Source organism: Actinomycetospora chlora (assembly GCF_039542135.1).
In the GTDB taxonomy this organism is placed as follows: domain Bacteria; phylum Actinomycetota; class Actinomycetes; order Mycobacteriales; family Pseudonocardiaceae; genus Actinomycetospora; species Actinomycetospora chlora.
This window is the reverse complement of sequence record NZ_BAABHO010000058.1, coordinates 1-17,308: the sequence shown is the minus strand read 5'-3', so window position 1 is coordinate 17,308 and position 17,308 is coordinate 1. Positions and strand designations below refer to the sequence as shown.

Below are 17,308 nucleotides of genomic sequence, written 5' to 3'. Positions count from 1 at the left end.
GGATGGTCCTGCGGAACCGGGTGTCGCGCGAGGCCGCGACCCCGGGCGTGGCGGGTGCCACGGTGCACATGCCCGAGACGAGGGTCGGGCCGGTCCTCGCCCTGCTGCGGCGCCTGGCGCTGGCGCTGGCCTGCCTGGTGGCCGCGGCGCTGATCGTCTACGTCCAGCGCGACAGCTACACCGACAACAACAACACCGACGGCATCGGCCTGATCGACGCCTTCTACTACGCGACGGTGTCGCTCTCGACGACCGGCTACGGCGACGTCGTCCCGGTCACCGACGCCGCCCGGCTGGTGACCATCCTGGTGATCACCCCGCTGCGGCTGCTGTTCCTCATCGTCCTGGTCGGCACCACGGTCGAGCTGTTGACCGAGCGTTCCCGCCAGGCGTTCCGCATCCGACGGTGGAGGTCGCGCGTGCGCAACCACGTGGTGGTCGTGGGCTACGGGACGAAGGGCCAGGCGGCGGTGACCACCCTGCGCGGCGACGGCCACGACGTCGACCACATCGTCGTCGTCGACACCGACCGCGGCCGCCTGGACGCCGCGTCCGCGCTGGGCCTGGTCACCGTGCGCGGCGACGCCACCCAGTCGTCGGTGCTGCGCACGGCGGGGCTGCCGCACGCGACGGCGCTCGTCGTGGCGACCAACCGCGACGACACCGCGGTCATGGTCACGCTGACCGCCCGCGAGATGGCCCCCAAGATCATGATCACGGCGGCGGTCCGCGAGGCGGAGAACGTGCACCTGCTGCGGCAGTCCGGCGCCGACTCGGTGGTGGTGTCCGCCGAGACGGCCGGCCGCCTGCTCGGGATGGCGACGACCACCCCGGCCGTCGTGTCGGTGGTCGAGGACCTCATCTCGCCCGAGGCGGGCATGAGCATCGGCGAGCGCCCGGTCACCGAGGCCGAGGTCGGCGGCTCCCCGCGCCACCTGCGCGACATCGTGCTCGGCGTGGTGCGGGACGGCCACGTGCACGCGATCGACGCGCCCGAGGTCGACGCCCTCGAGCGCGGCGACCGCCTGCTCTGCGTCCGCCGGGCCGGCCCCGACGAGGGCTAGCTACCGCGGCGCATCCCACCGTGCGTCGAGGAGGCGGGCGGCGCCGTAGAGCTGCGCGAGGTCGGGGTCGAGCGGGCGGCCGTAGGACCCGGCGAGCTCGCTCGCGGTGCGGCCGGAGACCGACCAGCCGAGCTCCCCGAGGCGGTCGGCGGCGTCGGGCCGGTCGTCGGCGAAGAACAGCTCGCGCACGTCGATCCCGAAGCGCCGCGACAGCGAGGCGAGCCGGGAGTCCGCCCCGCCGAGGTGCGCCACGATGTCGCCGAAGTGCTCGACGGCGAGGTGGCTGCCGGGCGCGGAGAGCTCGGTGACCCGGTCGAACAGGTCGATCTCGGCCTGCGCGGGCAGGTAGGGCAGCAGGCCCTCGGCGAGCCAGGCCGTCGGCACCTGCGGGTCGAAGCCCGCGTCGCGCAGGGCGGCGGGCCAGTCGTGGCGCAGGTCGACGCGCACGACGACGCGCTCGGCCCCCGGCGCCGCGGCGGTGGCGTCCTGCTCGGCGAGCACGCCGTCCTTGAAGTCGAGCACGCCGTGCTGGTCGACCTCGTAGACCGTGGTGCCGGCGGGCCAGTCGAGGCGCTGGGCGCGGGTGTCGAGCCCGGCGGCGAGCAGCACGACCTGGCGCACGCCGTCGGTGGTCGCCGCGGTGAGGGCGTCGTCGAAGAAGCGGGAGCGCACGCCGATGTACGCCGACTGCTCCTGCCAGTCGGCCTCGGTGGCCTCCTGCTCCGCGGCGAGGGCGCGCGCGTCCTCGGGCCGCGCCGGCAGGCGGATCTCGTCGGCGGCGGCGTCGACGAACGCCTCGGCGTAGGGGTCGTCGACCAGCCCGTCGGGGCGAAGGGTCTCCATCGCCCGCCCGCTGGCCACGCCCAGGGCCGTGACCCCGACGCTCTCGGTGATGCCCCACTGGTCGTCGTCCTCGCGCATGACCCCGGGATGCCCCGATCGTTGCGCAAGCTAACGAAGAAGCCGGTCTCAGCGGTGGACGGTCAGCAGGCAGCCGGGGCAATCGGCCTGCTCCGCACGCAGGCCCGGCACCACCTGCTCGACGGCGGCCCCGCACCGCGCCCGCAGGCCGGTCGGGTCGCCGAGCTCGCCCGAGGTCACGTCGACGACGTGCCGGCGCCGGTCGTCGCGCCCGGCGGCCACGAGCACCAGCGCGCCGTCCCCCGGCGTCGGGGGGCGCGGGTCGTCGACGTCGGGGTGCCGGGGCCGGTCGCCCAGCGGCGGGGGCGGCGTCGACCGGGGCATGGGGTCCATGCCGGTGGTCGGCGCCCCGGTGGGCCGGGCGTCCGGGTGGCCGGGGTCGGGGACGGTCATCGCGTCCTCCTCTCGTGCCGTGCGTCCACCGTAGGCGCCGCGCCCCGCCCGGTCGGCTCGTGTTCGCGCCGCGCGGACGGGCGTGATCGCCGATCGGAGGACCGGGACCGCGGCAGTCGCGTCGGAACTCCTCGGAGCGGCGATCACCGTTCGACGGGCTCCACGCGCCCGTCGGGGTGGTGCACCGCCGCGGCGACGACGAGGTCGGCCGCGTCCGGGACCGCGTGCTCGACCGACACCTCCGCGACGACGCGGCCGCGCGGCCACTCCCCGAGCGGGCGGGCGGTGTCCGGCCCGCGGCGGGGCGGGTTGATCAGGGTCGCGCCCATGTTGATCGGTGACAGGCGCACCGCCGGCGCGTGGCGGGCGAGCAGGGCGGCGGTGTCCAGCTCCAGCACGAGGTGGGCGCGGTCGCGGTAGGCCCGCGCGCCGAGCAGTCCCGCCACGCGCCGCCGCGTCGGCCACAGGTACACCCGCCCGTTGAGCATCCGGTAGAAGGCGGGCAGGTCCATGCCCTCGAGGCAGCGGGCGAGCTGGGCGTCGTGCAGGACGCCGTTGTCGCGCAGGACCGCGGGCCCGCGCCCGGGCGCGGTCAGCGTGACGGCGACGGGCCGGCGCCGCGTCACCAGCTCCGGCGCCGCGCCGTACCGCTCGACGAGGGCGGCGGCGCTCTGCAGGCCGTCGGCGCGGATCGCGGGCCACGCGCCGGCCTCGGCCATGTGGAACAGCCGCGGATGCCGTGCGGTGAACTCGGCGGCGGTGATGCCGGTGGTGATGGCGGCGGCGGGGCTCAGGAGCGTCGGCGGGGGAGCGGCAGCGCCGGGTCCTCGGCGACGTCCCCGAGGGTCTCGCGCGGCGGGCGCCGCGCCGCGGGCAGGTCGCGCAGGCCGTCGAGCACGCGCGCGAGGATCTCCGGGCGCGGGGCCGGCACGGGGCCCGCCGCCCGCGACGCCGCATCCCGCTCGAGCACGGCGTCCGTGGACTCACGATCGGGTGTCACCCGGCCGAGCGTAGGGACCCGGGCACCCTCGCCGGGGCAGGATCGTGCCTCCGGGCGGGGGGCGGCGGGTACCGCGCGACGAGGTGCAGCCCGGACCGTCGCCGGCGGTCTCGCGCGACGCGCCGCGTAACGAAGGCCGCCCGCGGTCCGAGGAGCACGGGAGTGGGTGACGCCCACGGTGGCGGAGACGGCGAGCGAGGGTGGTCGGGGCATGAGTCTGGGCAGCGTGGTGGACCCGGGACCGGGAGGGCCGGACCAGGAGGACCCGGAGCGTCGGCGTCGGGGCCTGCGCGCCCTGGCCTACGGCGTCATCGCGCTCCTGGTGCTCGTCCTGCTCGCGGCGGCCGGCGTCGTGATCGTCACCCAGCAGCTCGGCTCGCAGGTCGGCCGCTACCCGAACGTCTTCGCGGACGTCGACCCGTCGACGCGTCCGGCCGACTCCGCGGGGCAGACGTTCCTGCTCATGGGCACCGACACCCGCTCGCCCGAGGCGACGACGGGCACCGACGCCGCCCCCGACGCCGTCTTCGGCTCCCAGCGCAGCGACGTGATCATGGTGGCGTCGATCGCGCAGGACGGGCAGAGCGCGAGCGTCGTCTCCATCCCGCGCGACTCGTGGGTCGACATCCCCGGCCGCGGCAAGAACAAGATCAACGCGGCCTACGCCTTCGGTGGCCCGCCGCTGCTCATCCAGACCGTCGAGCAGCTGACGCGCGTGCACATCGACCACTTCGCGGTGATCGACTTCGCCGGCTTCGCGCAGATGACCGACGCCGTCGGCGGCATCGACGTCAACGTCGGCGTCCCGTCCGAGCGCGACGGTGTCGTCGTCCCGGCGGGCGAGCAGCACCTCAACGGCGCCCAGGCGCTGGTCTACGTCCGCGAGCGCTACAACCTGCCCGCCGGCGACCTCGACCGCGTCCGTCGCCAGCAGGCCGCCTTGCGGGCGTTCGTCAAGCAGGCGCTGTCGGCCGGGACGCTGTCCAGCCCGACCGGCGCCTACACGCTGGTCGACACGGTCACCCGCCACGTCGGCGTCGACGACTCGCTGTCCAACACCGGTCTCGCCCAGCTCGCCTTCGGCATGCGCGACCTGCGCAACTCCTCGATCTCGTTCCTCACCGTGCCCACCAGCGGGACGGGGACGGAGGGCGACCAGTCGGTGGTCTACCTCGACCAGACCGCCGACAACGACCTGTGGTTCGCGGTGAACAACGACCAGGTCCCGCAGTGGGTCGCCGCGCGCCCGCAGGAGCAGCTCTCCGACACACCCCGCTGAGGCGGGTACCCCCGTCGCGTGTGGGACGTGGTGGTCGTCGGCGCCGGCTCGGCGGGCTGCGCGCTGGCCGGGCGCCTCTCGGAGGACGCCCGGCGGCGGGTGCTGCTGCTCGAGGCCGGGGCCGCGGTCACCGACCCGGCGGGGTTCCCGCCCGAGGTCCGCGACGTCGCCTCGCTCGCCGCGGCCGACCCCCGCGGCCCGCACACGTGGGACGTCGGCGTCGAGCTCGCGCCGGGACGGCACACGCGGGTGGGACGGGGTCGGCTGCTCGGCGGGTCGAGCGCGGTCAACGGCGCCAACCACCTGCGGGCCACCCGCGCGGACCTCGACGCCTGGCCGGGCTGGTCGTTCGACGAGGTGCTGCCCTACTACGTCCGCGGCGAGACCGACCTCGACGTCCGTGGCCCCCTGCACGGCGACGCCGGGCCCGTCCCGGTCGTCCGGCCCGCGGGGGAGCTGCGGGCCGCGGTGACCGAGCGGTTCCTCGACGCCGCCGCCCGCGCCGGCGTCCGGTCCGAGCCGGACAAGAACGGCGACCGGCCACCCGGCGCCGGCCTCGTGCCCGCCAACGTCCGGCGCGGGGTGCGGGTCAACGCGGCGCTCGCCTACGTGCTGCCCCACCTGGCGCGGCCGAACCTGGGCGTGCGCGGGGACGTCACCGTCGCCCGGGTGCTGCTCGACGGCGACCGGGCGGTGGGGGTGGAGACGGTCGACGGGGAGCAGATCGAGGCGGCTGAGGTCGTGCTGTCGGCCGGATCGGTGTTCACCCCGCAGCTGCTCGCGCGCTCGGGCATCGGGCCGCCCGACGTGCTGCGTGCCGCGGGGCTGCCCGTCGCCCACGAGCTGCCGGGGGTCGGGCGCGGCTACACCGACCACCCGAGCGTCTACCTGCCCTTCACCGACACCGCCGGCGAGCCGCTGCACCCACACGCGCCCGGGGCGCAGGCGGCGGTGCACCTGGACTCCGGCGACGACCCGGCCGGCGACCTCGAGATCCTGCTGTTCGCCCGCCCGTTCGCCCCGGGCGGCCCGTGCCACCTCATGTGCGCGCTGCAGGCCCCGGAGAGCCGCGGGGTGCTGACCCCCTCGCCCGACCCCGGCGGGACGCCCCGCCTCGAGCACCGCTACCTCGCGTCGGGCCGCGACCGGGCCCGGATGCGGACGGTGGTGCGGCGGGCCGGGGAGATCCTCGCCGCGGGCGGGCTGGCGCTCGCCGAGGAGGGGCGGCTGGGCGACCGGGAGCTCGACGCGTGGATCGACGCGCACCTGACCACCTCGGCGCACCTGTGCGGCACCGCCCGGCTCGGCGCGCCCGGGGACCCCGACGCCGTCGTCGACCCGCAGCTGCGTGTCCGCGGGCTGCGGGGGCTACGCGTCGTCGACACCTCGGTGCTGCCGACCGTGCCGCGCCGCGGGCCGGCGGCGACCGCGCTCGTGCTCGGCGAGCGCGCGGCCGACCTCATCGCCGGCGTCATCACCGCCGCCCCGGGACAGGCCTGAACGACCGGTCGAACGGCGTGGCGAAAGCCCTGGTCACGCCCGGTTCCGCCCGATCCATGCCCGTCTGCCCGGTCGTGTCACCGGACACGGTCACAGCAGGGACACGATGGGGTGGAGCACCGTCACGTCTTGCGTGATCGCGACGACACTGATCTCGAGACCCCTCTCGGCATGATCGAGGAGACCGTGATGTCGCTGCTGCGCCGCCGTGCCGACGCCCCGTCCGTCGCCGCGCCCGCAGACCCCCCGCGCCGGCTCAGCCGCGCGGAGCGCAAGGCGCTGAAGGCCGAGCAGGCCGCCGCCGCCGAGCTCGCCGCCCGTGTCGCGCGCGCCCAGCGCCGCCTGGCCCAGGCCACCGGCCCGCTGCCGGTCGTGCCGCAGCGCCGCTCGACGGACGACGCCCTGCGGGCCGACTGAGCCACCCGTCCCCGCGGGGCGGGCGCGTGGAACGCTGCCCGCCGTGCCCGCTCGGCGCCTGCCCGCGCTCCCCGTTCCGCTGCTGGCGGTCCTGACGGCCCTGCTCCTCGCGGGCTGCGGTGGGGCGGAGCCCGCCGCCGGGCCGCCGCCGGCGTACGACCCGCCGACGGGCTTCGCCGCGCCCACGGGCAGCCTGTTCGGCGGCTCGGGGAGCCAGGTCTTCGGCCGCGATGCCGACGCCCTGCCCGCCGCTCTCGTCGGCACCGCGGTGTGGGCGACCGACGGCGGGCGCGTCGTGCGCGTCGACTCGACCGGCACCGCCGTCCCCGGCCCGGCCGCGCCGGCGGGGGCGTTCGCCGCGGGGCGGCCGGTCGCCACCGACGACGGCGGCGTGCTGGTGGGCGCCACGGCCACCATCCCGGGCTCGGGCACGACGCCGCCCGGCCTGCGCGTCGACCTGCTCGCCTTCGACGCCGCCACCGGCGCCCTGCGCTTCGACGTACCCACCGTGCTGCCCTGGTCGGAGCGCCCGCCCGCGGTGGCGCTGCGCGTGGCCGGGGTGGTCGCCGGCGTCGCCGTGCTCACCGCGAGCACCGACGCCCAGCGCACCGCCGCCGGGGTCGACCTCGCGACGCAGCGGGTGCTGTGGACCGCCGACGGCGTGGCGGTCGACGCCGTGCTCGCCGACGGCCCGGCCGGGGGCACCGCGCTGGGGGTGGCGACGGCGCCGGGCGGCAGCCGCGCCTACGCCGACTCGACCGTCGTCGGGCTCGACGCGGTCACCGGGCTGAAGCGGTTCGACGGGGAGGCCCTGCGCGACCCGCGGATCACCCGCGCCGGTCCGGGGCTCGCGGTCGTCACCGGGCGCACGTCGGCGACGACGCTCGCGGCGCCGTCGGCCACCCTGCGCTTCGTCGACGCCCGCGGCGGCACCGTGCGCACCGCGGACGTCGGCAGCTCGTACAGCGCGCCGCGCTGCGTGTGGGACGAGGCGGCGACGACGGTGTGCGGCGGCGACACGCGCGTCTTCGCCGTCGACGCCGGCACCGCCGCGCCGCTGTGGGACCTGCCCGACCCGGCCGCCAACCGGGTGGCCCCGCGGATGACGACGGCCTGGCACGGCGCCGTCTACGGCACGACGGTCAACGGCCCCGTCGTGCTCGACGCGCGCACCGGCGCCGACCGGGACACCCGTCCCGGCGCGGCCCCGGTGCTGGTCAACGCCTATCTGGGGCTCGGCGCGGAGGCCGGCGGCGTCGCGGGGTTCGGGGGCGGGGCGGCCATCACTCCGGCCGTGCGCTGATCGGGTGGCCCGCATCGCTGAATCGGTCGACGTGGCAGGGGTCACCCTCCTCTGGCATCGTGGGCGGCTCCCGAAGGAGAGGGAGCGGAGAGCCTGTGCGCATCCCGTTCGTCCGTCGTCGTCCCAGCACCACTCCCGCGGGCACCACCACCCGCCGCGTGCCCGGCCCCGAGGTCATGGCCGGCATGGAGTACCTCGACACCCCCGCCCGTGAGGCCGTCCGCGCCCCCGCGCCCGAGGTGTCGGTGTGCGGCATCGACCCCCAGGTCCCGGGCCACCCGTCGGTCCCGCGCCTGCAGGTGGTCGTCGAGGGCGCCGACGGCACGGACGGCACCGAGCGGCCGGACTCCGTCGAGCAGCTGATCGCCCGCGGCGGCGAGCCCGGTGTGCGCGTGCGGCGCCTCACCGTCGACGTCCGCGGCCTGCGCGACGTCCTCGAGAGCCGCGGCGGGTGGAACCTGCTCGCCGCCCTCGTGCGCGACCCGGCCGACCGCGTCACCAACGCGGTGTTCCGCGCGGCGATGTCGCAGGCCGGCGAGGGTGCCGGCACGGTCGGTGCGGTGCTCGAGCAGGGCGACGTCGACGTCGAGGTCTGCGTGGTGGGTGACGGTGACACCGTCGCCGGGCGGTGCCGGCGCGAGCTGGGCCGCGGGCGCCTGTCGCTGACCCCGTTCCTCGCCGGGTCCGAGCGGCTGACCCGCCGCCTCGCCGAGGCCCTGGCCCGGCCGCGCGACCGCGGGATGCGCCGCTGCCTGGAGCAGGCGCTGGCCGACGCGCTCGCCGACGCCCCGCTGTCGGTGCTGCTCTCCCGGCACGGCGCCGCGCCCTACTGCTCGGTGCCCGGCGCGTGGGCGACGCCGCCCACCGCCGCGACGCCGGCGCCGCGGCGCGCGGACCGGAGCGAGCAGGTGCCGGTGGCGGCGACGCTGGAGGAGGTCTCGCGCTGAGCCCGGCGACCCGTCAGGTCGTGTGGACGATCAGGACGTCGGTGGGCGAGCGGCGCGACACCTCGGCGGGCACGGAGCCGAGCAGGCGTCCGGCGAAGCTGGCGAGGCCCTTGTTGCCGACGACCACGAGGTCGGCGTGGTGCAGCTCGACCTTGTCGCAGATCGCCTGCACCGGCTCGCCCTCGACCGCGACGGTGTTGACCTCGTCGGCGCCGGCGCGGCGGGCCACGTCCCGGGCGTCGCGCAGCTTCTCCTCGGCGGGGTTCGCGCCGATGACCTTGTAGGCCTCGTCGCCGAGCGCGCGCTCGGCCTCGGCCCGGTCGCGGCCGTCGCTGCGCCGCCCGCGCTCGTACGCGCACACGATGAGGAGCTTGGCCCCGGTGTCCGCGGCGATCTGCGCGGCCCGGGTGACGGCCATGGTGGCCGAGGTGGAGCCGTCCGTGCCCACCGCCACCAGCTTGTAGTCGCCCACGGCGGCACCCTAGGGCGCGCCCCCGGACGGGTGGCACCGGGGTGAGGCCGGGGTGGGGCGGTGACCCGGGGTCGCCCCGCGGGGAGAGATCGGACAGACTGTGCGCGAGTACCCCCGGGTACCGATGTCGCGACGACCGCGTGACGACCGAGACGACGAACCGAACGGGCGGTGCAGCCGGCGATGACCCTGGCGAGTGGCGGCTACTTCGTGCTCACCCCGATCTGGCACGAGATCGTGATCGGGCTGATCGCGTTCGGCGCGCTCTACCTCGTCATGAGCCGCGTGCTGCTGCCGCGCCTCGAGAAGGTCTACGCCGAGCGCCACGACCGCATCGAGGGCGGCTTCGAGCGCGCCGAGCAGGCCCGCGCCGAGGCCCGCCGCGTCCAGGCCGAGTACCGCACGCGCATCACCGACGCCCGCGAGGAGGCCACCCGCATCCGCGACGCCGCCCGCGAGGAGGGTCAGCGCCGCCACGACGAGGTCCTCGCGAGCGCCCGCGAGGAGGCCGCGCAGTCGGTGCAGCAGGGCCGCGAGGAGCTCTCCTCGCAGCGCTCGGAGGTCGCCTCGGAGCTGCGCCCCGACGTCGCTCGCCTGTCGCGGCAGCTCGCCGGCCGGCTGCTCGGCCGTGAGGTCGGTGACGACGAGTACCGCCAGACCGTCGACGAGTACCTCGGCCAGCCCGCCTGACCTGCTGAAACGGACGTTCCGGCACGCTCCGGGCGTCCGAGGTCACGGCCAGGTCACGATCTCGCCGAATCGTCTCGAACCGGCCTCGGAGCGGTAACGACTCCGCCCGTCCTCCCCGATGAGTGTCCGACGGCACACCGGGCAGGACGGGGCGGCACATGGGCGAGCGGGCGGGTCGGGGCTGGATCACCGGTGGTCTCCGCGGTCTCGCCGCGGCCGCCCTCACCGCCGGGGTGCTCCTCGTCGGGACGCCGGCCCTCGCGGCCGCCGACCCGGTGCCGGCAGCGGACCCCGGCCCCGTCACCGCGCCCTACGGCGGCGCGCTCGACGCACCCGACCAGCCCGGCGAGTTCGACGAGGAGCACGTCCTCGAGGTCGCGATGCTCGGGCTCGGCTCGGTCAACGGGCTCGCGTTCGCGGCCGTCGTGATCGTCAGCCGGTTCCGCGGCAGTTCCGTGGCCGAGACGCGGCGGGCCCTCATGGCCCGCACGTCCCGCGGGACGCCGTCCGGTCCCCGCGCCCCGCTGGTGCGCCCGGTCTCGCGCGTGCGCAGTCACCGCACCTGATCTCCGGCGCGACGGGCCGGGTCCGCAGGTCCGGATGGCCCAACGGGTGGCCCCCAACGGCGCCTCCTCGTGGCGGCGGGACGGCCGACGGGTGAAGGAGATCCCCCGATCGGGCTGTTCCGTGCGCCGTGCGCAACACGTCAGGCTGGGTCGGACGACAAACCGGGTGACCCTGTGTCGCCGTCCCGACGCCCTCGGCGAACCCGCGACACGCCACCGCCCTAAGGAGCGCCGTTGTCGAGCGACGCCGCACCCACCACGCCCGCGGCCGACGACCGGGTGCCCGAGGACCGCGTGCCCGAGCCCCGCTCGGCCGAGGATTCCCTCTCGGTGCCGGAGCCCGCGCCCGCCCCGCCGGCCGGGCCTGTCGACGAAGCCGCCGACGAGCCGTCCGACGACGCCGGCGCGGACGCCGCACCTGTGGCGGAGGTGACCGCGACCGCCCCGGAGACGGCACCGGAACCGGCGCCCGACCCCGCGCCACCCGCCGTCCCCGACGCCCGCGTCCCGGAGGAGGAGCCCGCCGGCGGTCGCCTGACCGCGCGGGTCCGCGAGGCCCACGACCGGCTGGCGCCGGAGCCGCTCGCGATCCCGGCGCCGCGCAGCCCCGAGGGTGTCGTCCCGCCGCCGGAGATGCGGCGGACCGTCGGGCCCGCCAAGGACCTCGTCGCGGCCCTCGTCGACCTGCGCGGCCGGCTCGCCCGCCTCGAGGGTGCCGCGGGCAGCCCCGAGCGCCGGGCCCTCGTGCGGGTGCTCGAGCTGTCGTCCACCGGCGTCCCGGACGCCGGCTGGTCCCTCGACGAGCGGATCGAGGCCGCGGCCCTCGCTGCCGCGGCCGACGAGGCCGGCGCCCTGCACGCCACGGCCGCGGCGCTGCTCGCACGGCTGGACGCGGAGGACCGGGCCGCGTCGGCGGTGGAGGTCGACGCCGTCGTCACCGCGCTGCAGGTCGCCCGCATGGTGCTCGACCTGGAGTCGTTCGCCCGCCACGGCCGCTGACGCCGCCGCCCGGCCGCGGGGCGATGATCGCGGCGTGACACGCGTGGCGGTGGTCGGGGCCGGGGCGATCGGTGGCGTGCTGGCGGCGCTGGCCGCCGCACGGGGGCACGACGTGACGGTGGGGGTGCGGACGCCCTTCGCCGCACTGCGCGTGAGCACCGGCGGGGTCGAGCACGAGGTGCCGGCGACCGTCGCCACCGACCCGGGCGCGGTCGGCGTCCACCCGTGGGTGCTGCTCGCGACGAAGGCGCAGGACACGGCCTCGGCGGCGGGCTGGCTGGGGGCCCTGACCGGGCCCGGCACGGTGCTCGTCGTCGCCCAGAACGGCGTCGACCACGCGGCGCGGGTCGAGGGCCTCGTCGACCCGGGGACGACCGTGCTGCCCGCGTCGGTCGTGCTCGGCGCGGAGGCCGTGGCGCCCGGCCGCGTGGTGCACCACGGCTTCGGGCGCCTCACCGTGCCCGCCGGCGACGCGGCCGAGGGCCTGGCCGCGCTCTACGGCAGCGACACCGACGGTCACGCCGACGGGGCGGGGCTCGCCGTCGTGGCGACCGGCGACTTCACGACGGTCGCGTGGCGCAAGTTGCTGAGCAACGCCGTCGCCAACCCGGTCACGGCGCTCACCGGACGCCGCAACGACGTGCTGGCCGAGCCGGCGACCCGCGACCTGGTGGTCGACCTCGCGCGCGAGGTGATGGCCGTCGGGCGTTCGGTCGGGGCGGCGCTCACCGACGCGGACGTCGACGCGCTCGTCGCCCACTACGACGGCATGCCGCCCGGCCTGGGCACCTCGATGCTCTACGACCGGCTCGCCGGGCGCCCGCTCGAGCACGAGTACCTCACCGGCGCGGTGGTCGCGACGGGCCGCCGGACGGGCGTCCCCACCCCGCTGAACACCGCCGTCCTGGCACTCCTCCGGGGGGTCCGCGGGGGAAACGGGCAGGTCACCTGACCCGATGGCTCGCGCGCAGCGCCCGGGACTGCGACGATCGGCCGTATGGACGGTCGGGGAGACGGTGCGCCGCGGCGCTTCCGGCTCCTGTTCGTCTGCACCGGGAACCTGTGCCGCTCGCCGTTCGCCCGCTTCCACACCCGCGCGCTGCTCGAGGCGCGCCTCGGGCCGCGGTGGGCGTCGTGGTTCGACGTGGCCAGCGGCGGCACGGGCGCCGTCGTGGGCGCCGAGATGCACCCGCTCTCCCGCGCGCAGCTCGGCCCGGTGGCCACCCACCCCGACGTCGCCGCGTTCCGGGCCCGCCAGCTGCCCGCGCGCGACGTCGAGATGGCCGACCTCGTGCTCACCGTCAGCCGCTCGCACCGCTCCGCGGTGCTCGAGCTCGAGCCGCGCGCCCTGCGCAGCACGTTCACGATGCGCGAGTTCGCCCGCCTGCTCGGCGGCCTCGGGCCCGCCGAGCACGCCGCCCTGCCGCCGGACCCGCGCGAGCGGGCGCACGCGCTGGTCGCGGCGGCGCTCGCCGAGCGCGGCCAGGGCGCGCCCGTCGATCCCGAGGACGACGCGATCCCGGACCCCGTGTCGGGCACGGTCGAGGACCACGCGGAGGCGGCGCGGCGCATCCACGCCGCCGTGCGGCCCCTCGTCGACGCCATCGGCGCGGCCGTGCCGTGGCCCCAGCGCCGTCCTGTCCCACCGCCCCCGCCGCGGCGTCCGGGCCCGCCGCCCGGTGCCCACGGCATGCCCCCGGCTGGTCCGAGACCGCCGGGCATGCCGCCCGGACCCCCGCCGGGCATGCCGCCCGCCGGGCCCCCGCCCGGCCACGCGCGTCCCGCCGCGGCCGGCCCACCGCCACCCGGGGGCCTGTTCGTGCCGTCGGTGCCCCCCGCCGAGCAGCCCGCGCCGGCGGGCGGCCGCCTCGCCGAGCGGCCGCCGGTGCGCGCCGTCCCGGTCGACGACCCGGCCGACGACCTGGCCGACGACATCGCCGACGACCTGGCCGATGACCACGGGCGGCGTGCCGCGGCCGGCTCCGGCGTGGACGCCGGCGCCGAGGACACCGGGGTCGACGAGCCCGTGCGGGCCCAGTCCACGCCGCGGGCGGGGCGCTGAGGTGAGCCCCGGTCCGCCGGGGTCAGGTCGGGTGCGGGCGGGTGCGCGGGACGGCGTGGCGCGGGAGCGCGAAGCGCCGGATGCGCGTGCGCGCCGGCGCGGCCACCGGCTCCGGGGCCAGCAGGGGCTGCCACACGGTCCAGGCGTCGAGGTCGCCCGTGGTGTCGGGCCTGCCGTCGGTGAGGTCGTCGACCAGCTCACGGCTCGGCGGCACGGCGCCCGCCGGGCGGACCACGCACACGCGCAGGCGCTCGCCGCCGGCCGTGACGTGCAGGCCCGCGCGGGCCGAGCGGCCCAGCGCGAGACCGAGCTCGAGGAGGGTGCCGTCGAAGACGACGCGGCGCGTCGACTCGAAGCTCAGACGTCCCGCCCGCAGTCGCAGCACCCCGGGGACGTGGGTGACCTCGCGGACGATCCACGCCAGGCCGGCCACCTCCCGGGCGGGGGCGTCGTGCGCGTCGGGTGCCCCGGGCGCGGGGAGCCCGGACCGTGGGGCGGGCACGGCGGCGACCAGGGTCGACGGGCCCACCGGGGTGGGCCGGGACGGGACGGCCATCGTGACCTCCTCCCGGATTCGTTGCCGTGTCGTGACCTGACCTCCACCCAACGCGCGAGGTGCCCCGGGTGTCATGCTCCGGGCGGGCGAGCCTGGCGGGGCGAACGAGTGATGCCGCTACAGGCGCGGAGCGTGAGAACGCCCGGGCCGCTGGGCGGGTGACGCGGTGCCCCGATCGGCCTGATCCGTGGTGCCCCGGGTGACCGGCCGGTGGCATGCTGCCGCCCCATGGGTCCGGCCCGGCGCGCGCAGCCGCGGTGAGCGGGGCCCCACGGGCCGTCGGACCCCGGGCCTGCTCCGGCCGGGTGCTACGGACAGCACACATCGGGGGGCCTGGCGCCCTCGTCGACCAGCGCGGGGAGAACAGAGCGTGAGCAACCCGGACGGGTACCAGCAGCAGTCGGGGTTCGGCGGGACGCCGGGTGGCTACCAGCAGCAGTCGGGCTTCGCCGAGTCCGCGACCCCGGAGGCGGAGGACGCGACCCGCCAGGTGCCGGCGGGGGACGGGCAGCCCGGGCCGGCCGCGCAGCAGCCGTCCGGCGAGCAGTACGGCCAGCAGCCGCAGTACGGCCAGCAGTACGGGCAGCCGCAGTACGGCCAGCAGTACGGGCAGCCGCAGTACGGGCAGCAGCCCGGGTACGGCCAGCAGTACGGGCAGCCGCCGTACGGCCAGCAGCCGGGCTACGGGCAGCCGCAGTACGGCCAGCAGTACGGCCAGCAGTACGGTCAGCCCGCGTACGGCCAGCCCGCGTACAGCCAGCAGCCGGGCTACGGCCAGCAGCCGGGCTACGGCCAGCCCGGCTACGGCCAGCCCGCGTACGGCCAGCCCGGCTACGGCGCGGGCGACCCGACCGACGTCGTCGGCTCGCGCGTCGGCCAGTACATCCTCGACGGCCTGCTCTCGGCGGTCCCGACGATCGTGCTGGTGTTCGTGGTCATCGGGATCGGCACCGCCACGGCCGACCCCTCCAGCGCCCTCACGATCATCGGCATCGGCTACGCGCTGGCGTTCGTCGTGGCGCTGGCGTCGGCCTTCGTCGTCCACGCCTACTGGCCGTCGACCCACCAGGGCCAGACGCCGGCGATGGGCTGGCTGAACCTCCGCATCGTCCGCGAGGAGGACGGCGGCGTCCCGTCGCTGGGCCAGTGCGTCGTGCGCTGGCTGCTGTTCGTCGTCGACGGCCTGGTCGGCGGGATCGTCGGGCTCATCGTCATGTCGACCTCGGCGCGTCACCAGCGCGTCGGCGACATGGCGGCGAAGACCCTGGTCGTGCGCGCCTGAGGACCTGCGTTCGCACCGTCGGCACCCGCCGTTACCCCGGCCGGGCGAAAGTGTGCGGATCTGGACGAACGGCGAAACATCGTCGGTCGTCGGAGCGACTCACGGGCCGTACACGGGCGCAGGGTCGCGTCCGACGGCACGGCCGGCGCGGCGGGGGGACCTGCTCAGAGGCGTCGACCGGCGTGGAGAAGGCGGTTCGACGTGGGGACGACAGAACCCGAGCAGGGGCGATGCCGGGGACGACGCCGGTGAGCGCCCCGGCACGCAGCGGCTACGCCGCGTGGGTCAGCTGGTTGGAGGCGTTCCGCCGCGGTGAGGACCCGTCGACCGACGGGCTCGGCCCCGTGCGGGGCGGGTTCGGGTCGTACGTGGAGGCGCGGCTCCTGGAGCGGCTGTCGACGGCGTTCGCGGAGCGCGTGCGCCAGTGGCAGACGGCGCTCGGCGACCGGATCGTCGCGCAGCCGCCGGACGGGCCGGTCGCCGCGGCGGCCCTGTTCCACGACGCGGTCACGCGCCTGGACCCGCTCGTGCGGCTGGCCGACTCGCCGCTGGTCCCGCGCCCGCTGGCGTCGTCGATGCACGAGATGCTCGCCGCGGTCCGCGACGGCGCCCGCACGGCGCTCGACGAGGCGTGGCGGCGCGGGCTCGAGGACGAGCACGCGCCGGGCATGCCGGCGCAGCGGCGCGTGGACGTCCCGGTCCGCCGCGGCACCCTCCACCCGGGGCGCGTCGCGCCGCGGGTCCCGGACCCGCGCCTGCGCCGCGCCTGACGCCCGGCCCGGGCGTCAGCCCAGCCCGACGCGCACGAGCAGGCCGCGGTGGTCGCTGCCCGGCACGTCGACGACCTCCGCCGCCCGGGGCTGCGGACCCCCCGCGGTGAGGACGTGGTCGATCTGCGCGCCGAGCACGCTCGGCAGCGCCGACGGCCACGTGCCGGCGAGGCCGTCGCCGACCTCGCTCGCCGCGTCCGCGCAGCCCGCGGTGGCGCTGCGGAACTCGGCGTGGTCCAGGGTGGCGTTGAGGTCGCCGGCCACGACCGTCGCGCGGTCCCCCGTGCACCAGCGGGAGAGCGCCCCGACGTCGCGCCGCCACGCCGCCGTGTCGCCGGGCTTCGGCGACTGCGGGTGGGTCGCGACCACCCGCACCGCCCGGCCCTCGACGTCGGGCAGGTCGAGGACGAGCGAGGGGAACTCGGTGTCGCGGTTGGGCGTCGCGGTCGGGCGGCCCAGGTCACGACGGACGAAGACGCTCATCGCGCTGTCGTCGCCCGGGGCGTCGGCGGCGAAGGCGCGGTAGCCGCTCTGCCCCTCCTCGCCGCCGGACTCGTCGACCAGCGCCTGCTGGAGGCTCGAGCGCAGGCTGCCGCGGGCCTCGGGCAGCACGACGACGTCGGGGGTGCGCGCGCGGATCAGCGCCGCGAGCGCCTCGGGGTCGGCGCGGCTGAGGTAGGCGCTCGCGGTGAGCACGGTCAGCTCCGGGCCCCCGGTCTCCCCGGCCTGCCCGGACGCGATGGCGCGGGGCAGCACGATCCCGAGCCCCACGACCCCGACGAGCCCGAGCGCGACCGCCGTCGGCCAGGCCCGGCGCGCCAGGAGCAGCACGAGCCCGGCGAGCACGACGAGTCCGGCCGCGAGCTGCGGGCGGAACGCGATGACCTGCACGAACGGGGTCCGGTCGTCGATGCCGAGGGCATCGGCGAACAGCACGATCGCCGCGCCGAGGCCGAGCACCACCGCGACGCCCACCGCGCCCGCACCCGGCGCCCGGGGCAGGCGCCGCGGAGAGCGCCGGGCCGGGGCGCCCGACGCGCCACGCGGCCGCTCCGGGCCGGCGGTCGGCCGCGGGAGCGCGGTCGTC

At 77.5% G+C, this 17,308-nt stretch carries 20 protein-coding genes; 13 read left to right on the top strand and 7 right to left on the bottom strand.

Annotated features, from left to right (window positions below; translation table 11 throughout):
* The first annotated feature begins 2 nt into the window (after positions 1-2).
* Positions 3-1,064: a potassium channel family protein gene (locus ABD994_RS26310; protein WP_345422769.1), complete on the top strand. Its 1,062-nt coding sequence runs from the start codon at positions 3-5 to the stop codon at positions 1,062-1,064.
* Here the strand turns inward: ABD994_RS26310 and ABD994_RS26305 are convergent, their stop codons facing one another.
* The 4 genes from ABD994_RS26305 to ABD994_RS26290 form a co-directional block, all read right to left on the bottom strand.
* A complete protein-coding gene (locus tag ABD994_RS26305) occupies positions 1,065-1,985 on the bottom strand; it encodes an SAM-dependent methyltransferase (protein WP_345422765.1) in 921 nt (306 codons plus the stop codon).
* A gap of 48 nt (positions 1,986-2,033) precedes the next feature.
* On the bottom strand, positions 2,034-2,378 hold the full coding sequence (locus tag ABD994_RS26300) for a hypothetical protein (RefSeq protein WP_345422762.1): 345 nt from the start codon (positions 2,376-2,378) through the stop codon (positions 2,034-2,036).
* 143 nt (positions 2,379-2,521) lie between these two features.
* Positions 2,522-3,106, bottom strand: a complete 585-nt coding sequence (locus ABD994_RS26295) for a DUF7002 family protein (RefSeq protein ID WP_425550131.1) — start codon at positions 3,104-3,106, stop codon at positions 2,522-2,524.
* A gap of 62 nt (positions 3,107-3,168) precedes the next feature.
* A complete protein-coding gene (locus tag ABD994_RS26290) occupies positions 3,169-3,378 on the bottom strand; it encodes a hypothetical protein (protein ID WP_345422756.1) in 210 nt (69 codons plus the stop codon).
* A 211-nt stretch (positions 3,379-3,589) separates the two neighbouring features.
* Between ABD994_RS26290 and ABD994_RS26285 the strand changes: the two genes are divergently transcribed.
* From ABD994_RS26285 to ABD994_RS26265, 5 genes are all read left to right on the top strand, one after another.
* On the top strand, positions 3,590-4,657 hold the full coding sequence (locus ABD994_RS26285; protein WP_345422753.1) for an LCP family protein: 1,068 nt from the start codon (positions 3,590-3,592) through the stop codon (positions 4,655-4,657).
* 18 nt (positions 4,658-4,675) lie between these two features.
* Positions 4,676-6,157, top strand: a complete 1,482-nt coding sequence (gene mftG, locus ABD994_RS26280; protein WP_345422750.1) for a mycofactocin dehydrogenase MftG — start codon at positions 4,676-4,678, stop codon at positions 6,155-6,157.
* 171 nt (positions 6,158-6,328) lie between these two features.
* The gene (locus tag ABD994_RS26275) at positions 6,329-6,574 is read left to right on the top strand and encodes a hypothetical protein (protein ID WP_345422747.1); all 246 of its coding nucleotides are present in this window, start codon (positions 6,329-6,331) and stop codon (positions 6,572-6,574) included.
* A gap of 43 nt (positions 6,575-6,617) precedes the next feature.
* Positions 6,618-7,877: a hypothetical protein gene (locus tag ABD994_RS26270; RefSeq protein ID WP_345422744.1), complete on the top strand. Its 1,260-nt coding sequence runs from the start codon at positions 6,618-6,620 to the stop codon at positions 7,875-7,877.
* Between the two features lie 95 nt (positions 7,878-7,972).
* The gene (locus ABD994_RS26265) at positions 7,973-8,824 is read left to right on the top strand and encodes a hypothetical protein (protein WP_345422741.1); all 852 of its coding nucleotides are present in this window, start codon (positions 7,973-7,975) and stop codon (positions 8,822-8,824) included.
* Positions 8,825-8,837: 13 nt separating this feature from the next.
* Here the strand turns inward: ABD994_RS26265 and ABD994_RS26260 are convergent, their stop codons facing one another.
* Positions 8,838-9,296 (bottom strand): universal stress protein, encoded by a 459-nt coding sequence (locus tag ABD994_RS26260; protein ID WP_345422738.1) that lies wholly within the window; start codon positions 9,294-9,296, stop codon positions 8,838-8,840.
* A 183-nt stretch (positions 9,297-9,479) separates the two neighbouring features.
* On the opposite strand from ABD994_RS26260, the gene atpF reads away from it, so the two are divergent.
* The 5 genes from atpF (at position 9,480) to ABD994_RS26235 (ending at position 13,613) form a co-directional block, all read left to right on the top strand.
* The gene (gene atpF / locus ABD994_RS26255; protein ID WP_345422735.1) at positions 9,480-9,986 is read left to right on the top strand and encodes a F0F1 ATP synthase subunit B; all 507 of its coding nucleotides are present in this window, start codon (positions 9,480-9,482) and stop codon (positions 9,984-9,986) included.
* 158 nt (positions 9,987-10,144) lie between these two features.
* On the top strand, positions 10,145-10,552 hold the full coding sequence (locus ABD994_RS26250; protein WP_345422732.1) for a hypothetical protein: 408 nt from the start codon (positions 10,145-10,147) through the stop codon (positions 10,550-10,552).
* 234 nt (positions 10,553-10,786) lie between these two features.
* Positions 10,787-11,551, top strand: a complete 765-nt coding sequence (locus ABD994_RS26245; RefSeq protein WP_345422729.1) for a hypothetical protein — start codon at positions 10,787-10,789, stop codon at positions 11,549-11,551.
* Positions 11,552-11,585: 34 nt separating this feature from the next.
* Positions 11,586-12,503, top strand: coding sequence for a 2-dehydropantoate 2-reductase (locus tag ABD994_RS26240; RefSeq protein ID WP_345422725.1), 918 nt, complete (start codon positions 11,586-11,588; stop codon positions 12,501-12,503).
* Positions 12,504-12,548: 45 nt separating this feature from the next.
* Positions 12,549-13,613, top strand: a complete 1,065-nt coding sequence (locus ABD994_RS26235) for an arsenate reductase/protein-tyrosine-phosphatase family protein (RefSeq protein WP_345422721.1) — start codon at positions 12,549-12,551, stop codon at positions 13,611-13,613.
* A 22-nt stretch (positions 13,614-13,635) separates the two neighbouring features.
* Here ABD994_RS26235 and ABD994_RS26230 read toward each other — a convergent pair whose 3' ends face one another.
* Positions 13,636-14,169 carry a hypothetical protein gene (locus tag ABD994_RS26230; protein WP_345422718.1) on the bottom strand — a complete coding sequence of 178 codons (534 nt, stop codon included), beginning with the start codon at positions 14,167-14,169 and terminating at the stop codon, positions 13,636-13,638.
* Positions 14,170-14,539: 370 nt separating this feature from the next.
* On the opposite strand from ABD994_RS26230, the gene ABD994_RS26225 reads away from it, so the two are divergent.
* Positions 14,540-15,451, top strand: coding sequence for an RDD family protein (locus ABD994_RS26225; protein ID WP_345422715.1), 912 nt, complete (start codon positions 14,540-14,542; stop codon positions 15,449-15,451).
* Positions 15,452-15,699: 248 nt separating this feature from the next.
* Complete coding sequence (locus ABD994_RS26220) at positions 15,700-16,221, top strand: hypothetical protein (protein ID WP_345422712.1); 522 nt, start codon at positions 15,700-15,702, stop codon at positions 16,219-16,221.
* Positions 16,222-16,236: 15 nt separating this feature from the next.
* Here ABD994_RS26220 and ABD994_RS26215 read toward each other — a convergent pair.
* The coding region (locus tag ABD994_RS26215; protein WP_345422708.1) for an endonuclease/exonuclease/phosphatase family protein at positions 16,237-17,308 on the bottom strand (1,072 nt) is incomplete at its 5' end.

Bases quoted from the DNA above. Each gene is read 5' to 3' on its own strand.
- ABD994_RS26275 (WP_345422747.1), top strand. From the start codon at position 6,329: ATGATCGAGGAGACCGTGATGTCGCTGCTGCGCCGCCGTGCCGACGCC.
- ABD994_RS26300 (WP_345422762.1), bottom strand. From the start codon at position 2,378: ATGACCGTCCCCGACCCCGGCCACCCGGACGCCCGGCCCACCGGGGCG.
- ABD994_RS26250 (WP_345422732.1), top strand. From the start codon at position 10,145: ATGGGCGAGCGGGCGGGTCGGGGCTGGATCACCGGTGGTCTCCGCGGT.
- ABD994_RS26305 (WP_345422765.1), bottom strand. From the start codon at position 1,985: ATGCGCGAGGACGACGACCAGTGGGGCATCACCGAGAGCGTCGGGGTC.
- ABD994_RS26285 (WP_345422753.1), top strand. From the start codon at position 3,590: ATGAGTCTGGGCAGCGTGGTGGACCCGGGACCGGGAGGGCCGGACCAG.
- ABD994_RS26235 (WP_345422721.1), top strand. From the start codon at position 12,549: ATGGACGGTCGGGGAGACGGTGCGCCGCGGCGCTTCCGGCTCCTGTTC.
- ABD994_RS26230 (WP_345422718.1), bottom strand. From the start codon at position 14,169: ATGGCCGTCCCGTCCCGGCCCACCCCGGTGGGCCCGTCGACCCTGGTC.
- ABD994_RS26310 (WP_345422769.1), top strand. From the start codon at position 3: ATGGTCCTGCGGAACCGGGTGTCGCGCGAGGCCGCGACCCCGGGCGTG.
- atpF (WP_345422735.1), top strand. From the start codon at position 9,480: ATGACCCTGGCGAGTGGCGGCTACTTCGTGCTCACCCCGATCTGGCAC.